The organism is Flagellimonas sp. 2504JD4-2 (assembly GCF_053642935.1).
In genome coordinates this window covers 1-15,292 of sequence record NZ_JBSIOV010000001.1, presented here as the reverse complement: position 1 = coordinate 15,292, position 15,292 = coordinate 1, and the positions used below count along the sequence as shown (strand labels likewise).

The window sequence follows — 15,292 nt, the reverse complement described above, 5'->3', positions numbered from 1 at the left end:
AAGCAAAACACATACCATTTTAAAATACGTTAAAAAGAAATCTTACTTTTAGAAACATGAAGTTTGTCCTAGCTCCAGATAAATATAAAGGCTCATTAACCGGACAGCAGTTTTGTGGGATTGCGGAAAAAGGGATAAGAAGAGTGTTCCCGAATGCTGAAGTCGTTCACATGCCTTTAGCGGATGGTGGCGATGGAACAATGGAAGTGGTCAAACACTATTTAAACGCATCCAAGATCAACGTATCGGTGAAAGACCCTCTTTTTAGGGATATTGCATCGAGTTATCTCTTTTCAAAAGAAAAAAATGTCGCTTTTGTTGAAATGTCCGAAGCCTCAGGATACAAACTGTTGGAGAAGGAGGAGCTGAATTGCTTGCGAACCACATCTTATGGGATGGGGCAACTGATTGCCCATGCGGTTCAACAGGGGGCCAAAGAGGTGGTTTTGGGAATTGGAGGAAGCGCTACAAATGATGCTGGAATGGGTGTGGCCTCTGCTTTGGGATATCAATTCTTGGATGGAGAAGGAAACCCACTTGCTCCAATAGGGGAAAACCTTGTAAAAGTGTCGAAGATCGATGTATCAAACGTACTTCCTGAGCTTAAAAACATTAAAATCAAGGTGGCCTGTGACGTAAACAATCCTTTGTATGGAAAAGACGGAGCGGCCTATGTCTATGCACCCCAAAAAGGAGCTTCTCCCCAAGAAGTTGTTTTTTTGGATAGTGGCCTCCAGAATTTTGCCAAGGTAGTTCAACAGCAATTTGGAATGGATGTACAGCAAATTACTGGTGCAGGAGCCGCTGGGGGAATGGGTGCAGGCACAAAAGTATTTTTGGATGCTGATTTGATTTCGGGAATAGATTTAATCAAGGAAATTGCAGATTTTGACAATGCCATTGATGGTGCAGATTGGATCGTCACCGGTGAGGGGCAATTGGATGGCCAGACACTCTCGGGAAAAACCATTGATGGGGTGATGCAATCCGCAAAAGCAAAGAACATTCCCGTAGCTGCCCTCTGCGGCTCGGTGGCGGTATCCATGGAGGAGTTGAAGACGATGGGATTGCATTATGTCACTTCCATTTTAAATGGAATAGGAACTTTGGAGGATGCAAAAAGAAAAAGTGCTGAAAATTTGGAACAGGCTAGCTACAACTTTGCCATGCTTCTAAATCAGGTGCAAAAGTGACCGTTCGAAAACCCTACGAATAAGACTTTTGCATTTTAAACTCCAACGACTTTTTAACCGCGGGCCATTCGTTGTCCAAAATGGAAAAAATTACGGTATCCCTTACAAGTCCATTGTGATCAATTCGGTGATTCCGGATAATTCCCTCTTGCTTGGCTCCCAGTCGCAAGATTGCATTTCTAGAAAGATGGTTATGAAAGTGGGTTCTAAACTCCACCGCAATGGTGTTCAATGTTTCAAAAGCATGGGTTAGCAAAAGGTGTTTACACTCCGTGTTGATTCCAGTCCGTTGGGTGCGTTTGGCATACCAAGTGGCACCAATCTCGACACGTTTGTTTCGGGAGTCTGCATTCAGATATCTTGTAGATCCCACGATATCGCCGGTTGCTTTTTCAACAATGGCAAAAGGAAGGGCCAAATCGGCTTTCTGCTCATCTAAAACTGTCTGCACATAATGCTCCACGGTATCCGCCGAAGGAACGGAGGTATACCACAACTCCCACAGCTTGCCATCCGAAGCAGCTTCGAGCAAAGCGGGAATATGGGACATTTCCAAGGGAACAAGTTTAACCAAGTTTCCTTCCAACACAATTGGGTTCAGCCAAGTTTGCATACGCGTTGATTTTAGTCTCCAAATATAATCTTATTGTTCTTCCAAGTTGTAAACTTTGTTCGGAGACAATGCCCACACGGGCGATAACCTTCCTTGAGTGCTTCCGATTCTGAACCAAAGAATACCCTGCTGGACTTCTTCATGCGTTTTCCAGATTTACAGCGCAATGATCCATATATTTTTAGGTTCTTATTGCCCGCCCATCGTATTTTTTGATGCTTCAATGCCCGGAAAAGTTCGGAAGGGGTCAACTCTTGATGCGAAATCATACTATGCTGGAGCATCGTGAAAAATGATACCCAAGGTGTAGCGTTCACCGGAATGTACTTTACTTACCCCGTGCTTCATGGCTACTCTATAATGGCCTTTTTTACCTTGAACGGGTCTAAAATTGGTAGTAAACAATAACATTGCACCTTTTTTTGGACGGAGCACTATGGCTTGGGATTGGGCCCTGGGGATTTGTTGCGTGAGAACAAATTCACCACCAGTGTAATCGACATCTTTTTCATTTAAGAAAAGCACTGCCTGCATCGGAAAATAGACCTCGCCATACAAATCCTGATGTAAGGTATTGAACCCTCCTTCCCTGTACTGCAATATGAGGGGTGTTGCCAACAGCTGTCCGTTATTGGCACAAGTTGTGTGAAGCTCGGCTAATTGGGATGGAAAAGAGATTCCCATTTTCAGATCATTCATCCATTGATTGGCAACGGGCACCAATTTTGGATAAGTGTATTCCCTGATCCGTTCGATTAAATCTGGCAAAGGATATTTGAAGTATTTGTACCTTCCTTTCCCAAATCGAAACCGTTCCATATCGACTTCCTTTCGATACAATGGGCCGTTTTCAAACACTTCAATGAGCGCAATACAATGTTGGTCATCCAACACATTTTCAATAACGGAATACCCTTGTTCATACAATTCCTGTTGAACACTTTCCCAGGAGATTCCCTCCAAGTTTCTTTCCAGACTTTTCATTTATTGGACTTGAGCGGCTTCCCATCCGATAATTGCAGTTTTGCGCACACTGTCCCAGCGATAACCTCCAAACCCTCCAGATGACTGAATTACCCTATGACATGGTATCAGGTACGCGATTGGATTACTGCCGACGGCCGTTCCTACCGCTCTTGATGCCTTTGGTTTTTCCACCATTTTGGCAATTTTTCCATATGTGGTGAGGTTTCCCTTTGGGATTTTGAGCAAGGATTCCCAAACTTTTAATTGGAAATCGGTTCCCTTTAGGTGAAGCTTGATATCGGATACCTGACTCCAATCCTTACTAAAAACCAAAAGTGCATTGGCCTGAATTTGATCTACTCTTTGATGATACGTTGCCTTTGGAAATTGACTTTTTAGCTCGTAAAGTCCTTTTTCCTCATCTTCGGTAAACGAGATATGGCATACTCCTTTGGTGGTTGAAGCAATAACCACAAGTCCAAAAGGACTATGGGCATAGCTATAGTTGATGTTTAGGTTTTCGCCATCATTTTTGAATTCTCCCGGGGTCATTCCCTCTATTGAAATAAAGAGGTCGTGCAATCGGCTTGTTCCCGATAACCCTGTATCCATGGCTGCGTCGAAAAGTGTGGCATTTTCCTCGCTTAAAACCTTTTTTGCATGTTGCACACTAGTGTATTGCAAGAATTTTTTAGGGGTAATACCCGCCCATTCCTTGAACATACGCTGAAAATGAAAAGGACTTAGATGCACTTTTTCAGCGATTTCATCCAAAGAGGGTTGCTCCCTAAAATTGGCATTAATATGGGCAATGGCTTTTGCGATTCGATTGTAGTTGATGTTTTCTTGACTCTCCATAACTTCTAATTTGTTTTCCAAAAGTATTGCCAATGACCTTCGTTCAAAACCCGATTCTTGCTATCTTGACAACGGTAAGAAAAACCCATTGCACTACTAAAATACTATGAAGACCAAGAACTTTTTGGCAGTTTTAGTCACAATTGCTGTTGTTTTGGGAATCTTGATCTATTGGCGGGAATATGCTACCCGGGATCAGGTTACCCTTGCACACGTATTGCTTTGGCAACTATTGATTTGGTTGCCATGGGGTCTTATGTTTTTGGTGTTCAAAAAAGCTATTGAAAAAGTAAAGAGGCTAACATATGGCAGAGCCTTGGTTGTTGGGATAGGATTCCTGTGGATAGCCATCCACTTTGGCTGGTTTTTTAGTTTGAGTTCAACCATAAGCCCGTACCTAGATTTGCCTGGTTCTAGATATGGAGTTTATCGGTACTTTTTTGTGTTCTGGACCTTGATTGATTTTGGAATCCTGTGGTTTGTAATTGATAAACTTTGGTGGACAAAAAACGAAAAAACTGCATCTCCAGTACTTTTTGAATTGACCAGGGGTGGAAAAAAACACTTTTGTAAACCATCACAGATCCATTGGTTGGCGGCAGAAAATTACTATACTAAATTGTTCACAACGGAAGGGGTCTTTTTGATGCGTAAGCCGCTAAAATCATTTTACGATGTTCTTCCAAAGGAAACCTTCAAAAAAATTCATCGGTCCACGATAATCAATGTGGATTATGTAGCTGAACTTGCCAGAGGAGCCGGAAGTACCTTGGAGGTCATTATGAAGGACGGCACAAAACGACGTGTGAGCAAAAGTTTTGTCAAGGACATCACCCACTTTTTTAAGAACAGAACGTATTAAGTCCATTCGCTGACAAAAACAGGGCGATTTACTGCAAAACCCACTTTTCTTCTAGCGTATTGGGTAAGTTTAGATGTTGGAAAAATCCAATCAAATTCTTCATTCAAAATCAAAAAACGGAAAATAAGATGCCCTCGTATGCCTTGACGATAAATTTGAAAAGAAGGAATTAATTCTATCTGTGGATACATCTTTGTTGGTATTAAGTACAACACCTTGAAAACAAGCAAATTTTTAGAAAATGGAATCTAAATTAAATAAATCAAAACCCACAATTTGTTGCTACACACTAGTGCTGATCTCTCTTTTTTTTATAAATGATGTTTTTTCCCAAAGCAACAACAAAAGTATTCGTGGTGATTCAATAGCAGTTAAGCATTTAGAATCTATGGTCAATACAATGGGGGGTAAAAGAATATGGTCACAGCTTAAAAGTGTTCATTTTGTGCATCGATGGTATTTTTGGGATAGAGATTCATATCTCGAAAATGAAATTTTGGATTTAACTGGTCCTAGGTCTTGGGTAACCATGAAAAATGAAACATACTCCAGGATTAGAGCTTACAGTCCAGAGCACAAATATTGGAACATAATAAATGGAGAATTTAGCTATGCAAGCTTAGAGGCATTGAATAATGCGATGGAAAGAGCTCCGTATAATATCTATCGAATTGCGAGAGCAGTGGCAAATGGTGATTCTAATTATGAGGTAAAATTTGGAGAAGAAGAATTTCCAGGAGCTAGGAGAATAGAATTTTATGGTCGAGACAATCAATACCATGGCTATATCGTCCTTAATACTAAAAATGAACCATTGGTTTGGGCCACGACTCAGTACAAATATACATTCGGGCCTATGAAAAAATTCGGAAACCTTAGCGTTCCCGACTGGGCCGTAACAGGAAATGGGGCAGTAACCTATGAAATGATTTCATTAACGGGCGATAATCAAGTCCCCGATCCTGAATTATTTATCCCACCTGCTAAAAATGTAGGGTATTGAGTAACAGAAACACTGCCAATACCCATATTTGGCTGTTGGCCTCGAAAAAAATAAACGGGTGATAAGGTTGACAATTTTTCTTTTATGGTTATTAAGCCTTCCAGAACTGACAGCTCAGGATTTTTTGTTTAAAAACTTGGACTTGGAAGGTCCTCCACAAGGTTCAAGAGGAGTATCCATTGCAGATCTGGACGGGAATGGACTGCTCGATATTGTTGTGGCCAATCAGGTTGACTCGACCTTATTGCTGGGGAATACCATATTCTTTAATGAAGGGAAGAAATTCAGAAGAGTTCCCATTGCTAAAAATAAAACACAGGCATGGAGCGAATCCGTGCATACCGTTGATGTGGACAACGACAGAGATTTAGATCTCTTTTTTACCACCCAATTTGGGGTGCCGAATCTACTTTATTTGAATAATGGAACAGGTGACTTTGCTATTGCTGAGGCGGGAGAGTTAACTGCTGATTTGACCAATTCGCCAGGAGCATGTTGGTGCGATTATGATTTGGATGGGGATATGGATGTTTTTGTGGTGAATCGGGATGGGGAAGAGGATAATCTCTACGTAAATAATGGAAAGGGAATGTTCAAAAAAGCTGATTCCGGGCCTTGGATGGGCAACAGAGGGGATGGAAGGGCATGTACCTGGGGCGACTTGAACGGCGATGGATTTCCAGACCTTTATGTAGCGAATTTTGTGGTCAAAAACAATGGGAAGGTTACCGGTAAATACAGAAATTATCTGTATTGGGGTTCTTCTCAAGGGACATTTACAGAACAGAACGAAGGTCTTTTGGTAGAGGAGTTGAATGCTTCTTACGGCGTTTCTTTTGTGGACTATGATTTTGATATGGATTTGGACATCTACGTAACCAATGTAGCTCGCTCCGATGAGAATGTCTTGTATCAGAACTCAGGTTCTGGGGTTTTCAAAAAAATAACCGATAATGGAATTACGTATGAGGTAAGAAGGCCCTCTAAAGGTCAGACCTGGGGTGATTTCAATAATGATGGCGAACTAGACCTCTACGTTGCGAATGGAACGGAGGGATATCCCGAAATTCAAAATTTTCTTTTTGCTGGTGATTCCAAGCATGACTTCAAATGGGTTTATAACACACTTCCTGCAATTGAAGCGCACATATCCGCTGGAACTGCTTCTGGAGATGTAAACAGGGACGGATTTCTTGATCTATATGTGTGCAATTGGGGTGGAGAAGCCGAACCTGACGACTACTACAGCAATCAAACCAACACCAACAATTGGGTGGTCTTTCAATTGAAAGGGGTAGAATCCAATAGCCACGGATTGGGAAGTTGGGTTAAACTTACCACCTCTGACGGCAATGTTCAAACGAGATATCTCATTCGAGAAACAGGCTATGGGAGCGAAAATGCCGCGGAAGTCCATTTTGGTCTATCAAACTTAAAAATTGCCAAGGTCGAATTCCTATGGCCTAGCGGTATTGAACAAGAAGCAAGCGATCTTGACGGTAATCATATATATCAAGTAATCGAGGGGAAGCAAATAAAAAAGGTAGAAGAATGAAAAACACACTTGGAAGAAGGAATTTTATCAAACTAACCGCAACTGCAAGCGGAGCTCTTGTGGTTGGCGTGCATTTTCACTCCTGTAAGACTGAAAAAGCACCTGCGGAGAATTTTGAGTTTTTACCTCTTGTGACCATTGATACGGATGGATGGGTAACCCTTATTGCAAAGAATCCGGAAATAGGTCAAGGTGTCAAGACATCCTTGCCCATGATTCTGGCCGAAGAATTGGGTGCCGATTGGAAAAAAGTAAAGGTGGTGCAAGGCGATTTCAATGAAATATATGAAGAGCAATGGGCGGGTGGAAGTTATGCCATTATCTTGAATTGGGATTTGATGCGCACTGCTGGTGCAAAGGTGAGATACGCACTTACCGCTGTTGCATCCCAAAAGCTAGGAGTACCGGCAGCAGAATTGATCAGTAAAAATGGCGAGGTGGTGCATCAGGCATCAGGAAAATCAATCGCTTTTGGCGAGTTGGTGAGTGAAGCTTCCCAAATAGCATTGCCGGATGAGGTTGAATTCAAACCAAGTGATGCATTCGATATTGTTGGTCAGGCAATTCCCCAAGTTGATTTGGATAAAATTGTCACTGGGAACATGGAATACGGCATTGATATCAGACTACCCGGAATGCTCTATGCAACGGTTCGAAAGAATCCTGTTTTTGAAGGAGGTGTTGCCGATTTTGATGCAACAGAAGCGAAAGCGGTGAATGGGGTTATCGATGTACTAGAACTGGATAATAAAAAATATGGTGGAAGACTTCTAGGTTCCAACAGTCCAAACTTTGTCAACGGGGTCGCTGTAGTAGCAAATTCTACTTGGGCCGCTTTTAAAGGGGCGGAAAAATTAAAAGTGACTTGGGACAATTCTGGGTCAAGAAAAGAAAACACCAAAGGCATATTCGAACGTTTCCATGCGGGGTTAAATAATACTTCGGTAGAAAGGGAAGATGGTAATTTGGATTTAGCAAAGCGACAAGCGAGCTCTTATACGGAAGCTATCTACGAGGTACCTTTTTTGGCACATGCAACCATGGAACCCATGAACTGCACGGTGGATTTCGGGGAAGATGTATGCGAAGTCTGGGCACCAACGCAAAATCCGGAAGCTTTGCAACAAGGTCTTAACAAACTCTTTGGACTTCAACCTGATCAGATAAAAATTCACATGCCGAGAATTGGAGGTGCCTTTGGGCGACGATATTATGTGGATTACGCCATGGATGCAGCAATTTTGTCCAAAGAAATAGGCAAGCCGGTCAAATTGACCTGGACAAGGGAAGAAGATATGAAACATGATTGGTATCGCCCTGCAAGTGTTCAAAAATTGGCGGCCACACTTGATAGTGAGGGGATGGTTACGGGATGGCAACATATCTTGGCCAATGCTTCAAGAAAGACTTGCTTGGGTCGCGAAGGAAGACCAGCGGGAACCGAGATAGATGAATATGAGTTTCCAGCGGGCTTTGTGCCAAATTTGCGCTTTGAATACGGCCATGTCTTAAGTGATGTTCCATTGGGGCAATGGCGGGCCGTCTCCCCCGGGGCAAATGCATTTCCTATACAAAGTTTTCTGGATGAATTGGCACATAAGAACAATATGGACCCCATAGATTACTTTTTAAAGTTTATTGGCCCAGCTCGAATGGTGCCGGTAGTTGGAGAATATGAATTTGATAATGCACGATTTATTAAGGTGATTGAAAAGGTCAGAGCGAACTGCAACTGGGATACTCCGCTGCCCAAAGGTCAAGGTAGAGGTTTTGCTGCGCGAAAGATGTCTGGGTCTTTTATTGCTGAAGTGGTAACGGTTGAGGTTTTGGAAAACAATGAAGTGAAAATTCTAGAGGTGGATGTTGTTGTGGATTGCGGGATTGTTGTGAACCCGTCTGGAGCCAAAGCGCAAGTGGAAGGAGCAATATTGGAGGGACTCTGTTCCGCACTTTATGGAGAAATCACCATCAAGGATGGTGCTGTGGAACAATCCAATTTTCATGATTATCGGTGGATGCGAATGAATGAAGCCCCCGAAATGCATATTGAATTTATCAAAAATGACCTTCCCCCAAGAGGTCTGGGAGAACCACCATTGCCGCCAGCAATACCGGCACTGACTAATGCCATTTTTGCTGCCACCGGTCAACGTATCCGAAAGTTGCCCATTGTAAGGAATTTTAATACTTAAACCGGGACGATTTTATCAATTCTTTTGGTTACTAAAAATAATCAACCAGAGAAAGTACCCCCAGATAAGTAAGTATTAAGCCTGCCAAAAACACTCCAGCCTTTAACCATTTTCCCATTCTTAGGGCTTTAGGCAAATGTATCTTATCAATAAAAAGCATGGCAAAACACCATAATCCGCAGGTCAAGGCTCCGCCAACCACCGCACCTAGAACCATTCTATCAACAATGTTGCCGCTTAAAAATTGGGGAAGCCATATCAACAAAAGTGCAAAACCGAGACAATAACCATTCGTAACCTTCCTCCAGAGCTTCGATTTATTCCCAAGCACCAATTTGGGATTTATGGCCCTTACCACTTCCAGGATACTGTGTCGATAGATTTCAAAAGCGCCATAAAGAGTGCCAATAAAGGCAAAGAATACCCCAAATCGATATATCCATGTGAGATAAGGGTGCACGAGTGAAAGAAAACCCTCCTGTCTGTGCAAAAGGTCATTGCCTGAAGGAATCTCATGGGCGGGATACAGCACGGATGCCCCCATGATTACGAACAAAAGTGTCACAAGGGTCACAAAAAAGAAAGATGAAGTTGTATCCATCATAGGGGCCCTAAGCCATTTTTTTGCGTTTTTCACCTGGGCAGGATCTTTGGAAATTGAATCTTCAAGCTGCTGTTTTGTTGCTTCCTTTCTTCCAGCTAGTCCCCATTTCTTATCCCGTATCAGGCCCACATATCCTAAATAATCATAAGTACCTCCACCAACCGCGGTGAGATAAAGGGCCATTTCTGCCCATTTGCTTCGACTGGCAATGGTATCCCCATATTTTTCGGTGATCCAAGGTTCAAACTCAGGTACTTGCCCCGGAATCAATCCTTTTAGAATAGCAATAAGATCGGGTTGGAGAAGTATGGCCGATATTAAAAGACAGGTAATTAAAATGGCCAACACGGCAATGGATATCTTTTCCAACAATTTTAATCCAGTGGAGATGCTCAGTAAAAAGCAAGAACCCAAAATAACTGTGGCAGCAACGTTTCCGAAAAATTCAAACTGTTCCCAAGAACCAATAAAACCTTGGGTTTCTTCGATACCCAAAAGACGCAACGAATAGTAACCAATGGTCTCTGAGATTCCCGAAAACAAAATGGGCATGGTAAAAATAGTGGGGATGGCCACGAACAAGATGGGAAACCACCATTGCAGCAACCGTGTTTTGTTCCAAGCGGCAATTGGGTGCACTCCTGTTAGGGTAATATATCGAGTAGAGGAATATACCTGCAATCCTTTGAAAATTCCGGCAGCAAGAAAGGCCCACATCAGAGAAGTGCCAAAAATGGCACCGCTACGGGATGCCCATACCAGCTCCCCACTTCCAATGGTAACAGAAGCTATAATCGCACCCGGACCAATAAATTTGACAAGGTTTTTAAAGGTTAAACGATTCAATGCTTTTGGAGGACTTGGATACATCTCGTGTAATATGATTGGGGAATAATTATTTAATGGCAATCGACCTACCAAGATATTCCGTGGCTGGCTTAAAGAGCGTTGGATGAGTTAGAAAATAGAAGTGGGAATACAAGTAAACACCCCAGAAGGATGATTTTCTGTTTTTCATCGGATTGGATTGGTTGGTTTGTTATAAAGATAAGAGTTTTTAAAAATGACACCTTAGCTGAAATTTTACCATTATGTGAAGTAGGAGTGGGCTTCAAACCAAAAAGACCAAGCTCACAACTTGGTTGTGCGCTCGGTCAATTTTACCATATAACCAATGGCGGATTGTTCTTTAGGAGAAGGGATTTAGTATCGGTTCAACTTCTAACCAAAACTAAGTCCACCTCCGCCTGATCAGGAGTACCATCATCGTTAAAGTCAAATTCCGCAGGTCCACTCAAAGAAAGATTGTTTGACCCGTTGAACTGTATTCCATAGAATTCGTAGTCATCCGCAGCATCCCCATCAAAGCGAACTACTAGAATATCCTCATCAAAACACAGCTCCCCGGAAGAACGGGAGGTAGATCCATCAGCTTCTGAAATGTTGAGGGTAAATCTACCGTTGGATTGAATGGACAGCGTTACTGTTCCGCCTTCGGCAACAACATCCACCACCTGAATAGGTTCCGTGGATACATTAAAAAAACTGGCTTGGGTGGCCGTCCAGTTCCCGGAAATATCAGAAACTGAAAAATTGGTGCCCTGTAGGGAACAGTCTGGCCCTTCGTCCTCACTGCAGGATACAAAGAAAAAACCAATCCATAAAATGGATAGTAGGAAATAAAAGAATCGGTGTTTCTGGATCATTGGAGAATAGTTTATACGTTTCATATCATTGGATTTTATGGGTTATTGAAAAATTATTCGTTTGCTAAAATTTGATAGGATTAAAAGTACCTGAAGATGTTATTTTCCTTTGCTACCCATGTTCCAATTTTTAATACTTAGGTTGCGACTATCTGCCTCGTTCCCAATGAAATCAGTGTTAATTGCTGAAATATGACGGATATTACTGTTATCTTAGTAGAAGTGCCAGTAACCAATGCAAACCCCTATGAGAAAGCTTGTTCTTTTTGGCTTTGTCTGCTTCTTTTGTTGGGGTACAAGTGCCCAGCTCAGAACTCAAGTAGATAGTCTCGTTCGCTTGTTGGAAAATAGGCAGGAAAAAGATACCGCTTCAGTTAAGCTCTTGCTGAACCTGGCCAATACCTACCGAGGGGTCAACCTGGACACCTCTTATCTATACGCGAAAAGAGCTTTCGACCTATCATCAGACCTTTCCTATGATTATGGGATGGCCTCTGCGGATAAGATTAAGGGGACCTATTTTCTTTACACCGGGGTAATGGATAGCAGCGTGTTCTACTATGAAAATGGCCAGAAACTGTTCCAAAAACTCGGGGATTTGGATGGAGTGCATGATATCAATTACAATCTGGGGTTATTGCATTCGTCCATTTCCGAATATGACAAAGCTATTTCCTATTACCAAAAGGACTTTGCCTATCGAAATGAGATCAACGATACGCTCGGCATAGCAGATGGGTATCTGAACATAGGGGCAGTTTATTTGTATAAGGGGGATAACCAGCAAGCCTATAAAAACCTCACTGCCTCAATTCCATTCTTTGAACAGGCCGGAGATCAATTGTCCGTTGCGAAGGTCAACTTCAACTTGGGCACCATTCAGTGGAACTATAGCAACTATGATCTGGCCTTAAAGGACTTTTTTGCATCACTTGCTGTTTTTGAACAGCAGGAAGACCGGTATTTATTGGCGAGCTGTTTTGAAAATATCGCCGGGGTCTATGAAAACATGGAAAACTATAAAAGCGCCCTCAAATATTATCGCGCTTCTTTACACAATAGTGAAGAGGTAGGAGATGCCAGACTAACGGCCTCGAACAACCATAGCTTGGGAGTGGTAATGGACAAATACGGACAGCGGGATTCCGCGCTGTACTATTTTGACAAGAGTCTTAAACTAGCGCAAGAAAGCAATTTTAGGGATTTGTTGAGCTTGAATTACCACAGCTTAGGGGTTTTGTATGGTAAGGAAAATGCACCAAAGGGAATTGACTTCCTGAACAAAAGCATTTCCTTGAAAAAATCCATCGAGCTCGACAATTTCAACATAGCCACTTCTTTATATGAATTGGGAAGCATTCAAACCAATCAAAATCAATATAACAAAGCAAAGCAAAGCTTGGAAGAGGGTTGGGAGGTATCACGACGCACAGATTCCAAAGAGCTCAAAAGCAAGCTGTCATATGCCCTGTATCAACTGAACAAAAATATAGGCAAACAAACCCGCGCCCTGGCCTATTTGGAAGAATATCATCTGCTGAAGGACAGCATTTTTGATGATGAGGCCAACAAAAACTTGGTGGCCAGGGAAATACAATATGAAACTGCGAAGAAAGACCAGCAAATAGCATTGTTGACCAAAAACCAGGAGTTAAAACAGGCGGAGGTTGCCGCGCAGGAGGCATTGTTACAGCGCAATAGGACCCAAAGAAATCTATTGCTGGCGGGGATAGCCTCGGTCCTTATCATTTCTATACTTCTTGTTAGAAATTATCTAGTGAAACTTCGGGCCAAAGAAATGGTAAACAAGAAACAACGTGAATTTGTGAACCTTCGATCCCGTTTTTTTGCCAATGTTTCCCATGAATTCCGGACCCCTTTGACGCTGATCTTGGGTCCCCTGAAAGACTTGGTGTCCTCCAACACAGAAAATAAGGAACACCAGGAAAGCTATGCTCTTATGAAAAGGAACAGCGAGAAACTATTAGGGCTGGTGAACCAATTGCTGGATTTGTCAAAATTGGAAGCTGGCGCGCTGCCTTTACAAGTAAAGGAAGATGACCTAAATAGCTTTTTAAAGGTGGTAACCGGCTCCTTCAGCTCTTGGGCTGACTATGAAAACATTGCATTCCGTGTAAACGTCTCGGACCAAATTGGCAAGGCTTGGTTTGACGGGGATGCCCTGGAAAAAATCTTGAATAACCTACTGGCCAATGCCTTCAAGTTCACCCCCAAAAATGGTAAAGTTCATTTTGATGCCACCTTGGCAAGCGGAAATAAAACCGATGGAGAGCATGTAAAAATTATAGTGCGGGATACTGGAAAGGGAATTGCAAGTTCTGATTTGGATAAGATTTTTGATCGCTTTTATCAGGCTGAAGCATCCCAAACTGATGCAAAAACAGGAACGGGGATCGGATTGGCCTTGGTCAAGGAATTGACCGAATTGCATCATGGAAATATCAATGTAGAAAGCGAAGAAGCAAAGGGTACTGCTTTTACCTTGAAACTCCCCATTTCAAAAGAGCAATTCGAGGCGAAGGAAATGGCGATGTTAGATTCCGCACAGCGGGAAATTATAAAGAATGACTTTCCATCCAAAGCTATCGAAGCCCAAAAGGTGGAAGGCACCATCAAAAAAGACCTTCCGCTGCTCCTTGTTGTTGAGGACAATGACGATGTTAGATCCTATGTGGTAAAAAACCTGAACGATAGCTACAATATTGAAGAAGCCATAAATGGGGTTGCGGGTTTTGATAAGGCCCAGAAGGTTGTCCCAGATTTGATTATCAGTGATGTGATGATGCCCGATATGGATGGACTTTCCCTTTGCAAAAAATTGAAAGAGGATGAAAAAACAAGCCATATTCCAGTAATCCTGCTCACGGCACTGGCTTCGCAAGCCTCAAAAGTAGAGGGAATTGAGACGGGAGCGGATGATTATATTATAAAACCGTTTGACAAGAAAGAACTGGTCGCACGTGTAAAAAATCTTATTGACCAACGCCAGCGATTGCGGGAAAAATACAGTCGCAAACTTACCTTGGAACCAAAAACCCTGAACATTAGCTCGGTGGATGAGCGCTTTCTGGAGAAACTAACCCGGATTCTTGAAAAACGTTTGGACGACTCCGCTTTTGGCGTGGAAGATCTGGCGAAGGAAACGGCCATGAGCCGTACGCAACTGTTCAGAAAGATGCGAGCCTTGGTGAACCAATCCCCTCAGGATTTTATTCGGGATTTTCGACTTAAAAGAGCTGCCCAATTGTTGGAAAACAAGGCGGGAAACATATCGGAAATTGCCTATCAAGTGGGATTTAATAACCTTTCCTATTTTACCAAAAGATTTAAAGAGCTGTTTGGCAAAACGCCATCAGCATATAGTCATGGGGAGTGATGGGATGCGTATTACTGTAAAAAAAAGGCACTTTTATACCATATGGGACAAAGCAAAGCCTTGATAGTGGAAAAAGAATATGCGCTGGAGTAATGTTTCCAATCGAGGTTCGGACTGCCAAGCGCCTTTACGGAACATCGGTTCAAAAAACGGTTATCAAATACATCGGTTTCATTCCAATTTAAGCGCATAAAGATGTATTTTACATCCTTATAAACAAGTTGTAAAACATTTCTTTCACATTAAATGATAAAGAGATTTTTATCAGACTTTTTCAGAATCTCCACTTATGAGTTGAATACTCGGGAAAAAGAAATTTACAATTACTTCTTGGAAATCGCAT

Annotated in this window: 12 protein-coding genes; 6 read left to right on the top strand and 6 right to left on the bottom strand. The window is 42.3% G+C overall.

Annotation, left to right across the window (positions count from 1 at the left end):
- Positions 1-56 precede the first annotated feature (56 nt).
- Complete coding sequence (locus ACULLH_RS00060) at positions 57-1,193, top strand: glycerate kinase (RefSeq protein WP_454086674.1); 1,137 nt, start codon at positions 57-59, stop codon at positions 1,191-1,193.
- Between the two features lie 13 nt (positions 1,194-1,206).
- Here the strand turns inward: ACULLH_RS00060 and ACULLH_RS00055 are convergent, their stop codons facing one another.
- Genes ACULLH_RS00055 through ACULLH_RS00040 form a run of 4 tightly spaced genes read right to left on the bottom strand, consistent with a single transcriptional unit; the run spans position 1,207 to position 3,630 of the window.
- The gene (locus ACULLH_RS00055; RefSeq protein ID WP_454086673.1) at positions 1,207-1,806 is read right to left on the bottom strand and encodes a GNAT family N-acetyltransferase; all 600 of its coding nucleotides are present in this window, start codon (positions 1,804-1,806) and stop codon (positions 1,207-1,209) included.
- Between the two features lie 11 nt (positions 1,807-1,817).
- Positions 1,818-2,090: an Ada metal-binding domain-containing protein gene (locus ACULLH_RS00050; protein WP_454086672.1), complete on the bottom strand. Its 273-nt coding sequence runs from the start codon at positions 2,088-2,090 to the stop codon at positions 1,818-1,820.
- On the bottom strand, positions 2,077-2,790 hold the full coding sequence (locus tag ACULLH_RS00045; RefSeq protein WP_454086671.1) for a 2OG-Fe(II) oxygenase: 714 nt from the start codon (positions 2,788-2,790) through the stop codon (positions 2,077-2,079). The genes ACULLH_RS00050 and ACULLH_RS00045 overlap by 14 nt, the downstream gene beginning before the upstream one ends.
- Positions 2,791-3,630, bottom strand: a complete 840-nt coding sequence (locus tag ACULLH_RS00040) for a methylated-DNA--[protein]-cysteine S-methyltransferase (RefSeq protein WP_454086670.1) — start codon at positions 3,628-3,630, stop codon at positions 2,791-2,793.
- A 106-nt stretch (positions 3,631-3,736) separates the two neighbouring features.
- Between ACULLH_RS00040 and ACULLH_RS00035 the strand changes: the two genes are divergently transcribed.
- From ACULLH_RS00035 to ACULLH_RS00020, 4 genes are all read left to right on the top strand, one after another.
- Positions 3,737-4,492, top strand: coding sequence for a LytTR family DNA-binding domain-containing protein (locus ACULLH_RS00035; protein ID WP_454086669.1), 756 nt, complete (start codon positions 3,737-3,739; stop codon positions 4,490-4,492).
- A 241-nt stretch (positions 4,493-4,733) separates the two neighbouring features.
- Positions 4,734-5,495 (top strand): hypothetical protein, encoded by a 762-nt coding sequence (locus ACULLH_RS00030; RefSeq protein WP_454086668.1) that lies wholly within the window; start codon positions 4,734-4,736, stop codon positions 5,493-5,495.
- A 58-nt stretch (positions 5,496-5,553) separates the two neighbouring features.
- The gene (locus tag ACULLH_RS00025) at positions 5,554-7,050 is read left to right on the top strand and encodes a CRTAC1 family protein (protein ID WP_454086667.1); all 1,497 of its coding nucleotides are present in this window, start codon (positions 5,554-5,556) and stop codon (positions 7,048-7,050) included.
- Positions 7,047-9,242, top strand: coding sequence for a molybdopterin cofactor-binding domain-containing protein (locus ACULLH_RS00020; protein WP_454086666.1), 2,196 nt, complete (start codon positions 7,047-7,049; stop codon positions 9,240-9,242). Before ACULLH_RS00025 ends, ACULLH_RS00020 begins: the two co-directional genes overlap by 4 nt.
- A gap of 31 nt (positions 9,243-9,273) precedes the next feature.
- Here ACULLH_RS00020 and ACULLH_RS00015 read toward each other — a convergent pair whose 3' ends face one another.
- The gene (locus ACULLH_RS00015; protein ID WP_454086665.1) at positions 9,274-10,716 is read right to left on the bottom strand and encodes a hypothetical protein; all 1,443 of its coding nucleotides are present in this window, start codon (positions 10,714-10,716) and stop codon (positions 9,274-9,276) included.
- 344 nt (positions 10,717-11,060) lie between these two features.
- Positions 11,061-11,576: a hypothetical protein gene (locus tag ACULLH_RS00010; protein WP_454086664.1), complete on the bottom strand. Its 516-nt coding sequence runs from the start codon at positions 11,574-11,576 to the stop codon at positions 11,061-11,063.
- A gap of 223 nt (positions 11,577-11,799) precedes the next feature.
- Between ACULLH_RS00010 and ACULLH_RS00005 the strand changes: the two genes are divergently transcribed.
- The gene (locus tag ACULLH_RS00005; RefSeq protein ID WP_454086663.1) at positions 11,800-14,949 is read left to right on the top strand and encodes a hybrid sensor histidine kinase/response regulator transcription factor; all 3,150 of its coding nucleotides are present in this window, start codon (positions 11,800-11,802) and stop codon (positions 14,947-14,949) included.
- The last annotated feature ends 343 nt before the right edge of the window (positions 14,950-15,292 follow it).

Coding starts and splice junctions, on each gene's coding strand:
- ACULLH_RS00060 (WP_454086674.1), top strand. CDS start 57: ATGAAGTTTGTCCTAGCTCCAGATAAATATAAAGGCTCATTAACCGGA.
- ACULLH_RS00010 (WP_454086664.1), bottom strand. CDS start 11,576: ATGAAACGTATAAACTATTCTCCAATGATCCAGAAACACCGATTCTTT.
- ACULLH_RS00035 (WP_454086669.1), top strand. CDS start 3,737: ATGAAGACCAAGAACTTTTTGGCAGTTTTAGTCACAATTGCTGTTGTT.
- ACULLH_RS00020 (WP_454086666.1), top strand. CDS start 7,047: ATGAAAAACACACTTGGAAGAAGGAATTTTATCAAACTAACCGCAACT.
- ACULLH_RS00040 (WP_454086670.1), bottom strand. CDS start 3,630: ATGGAGAGTCAAGAAAACATCAACTACAATCGAATCGCAAAAGCCATT.
- ACULLH_RS00005 (WP_454086663.1), top strand. CDS start 11,800: ATGAGAAAGCTTGTTCTTTTTGGCTTTGTCTGCTTCTTTTGTTGGGGT.
- ACULLH_RS00015 (WP_454086665.1), bottom strand. CDS start 10,716: ATGTATCCAAGTCCTCCAAAAGCATTGAATCGTTTAACCTTTAAAAAC.
- ACULLH_RS00030 (WP_454086668.1), top strand. CDS start 4,734: ATGGAATCTAAATTAAATAAATCAAAACCCACAATTTGTTGCTACACA.
- ACULLH_RS00050 (WP_454086672.1), bottom strand. CDS start 2,090: ATGCTCCAGCATAGTATGATTTCGCATCAAGAGTTGACCCCTTCCGAA.
- ACULLH_RS00055 (WP_454086673.1), bottom strand. CDS start 1,806: ATGCAAACTTGGCTGAACCCAATTGTGTTGGAAGGAAACTTGGTTAAA.
- ACULLH_RS00045 (WP_454086671.1), bottom strand. CDS start 2,790: ATGAAAAGTCTGGAAAGAAACTTGGAGGGAATCTCCTGGGAAAGTGTT.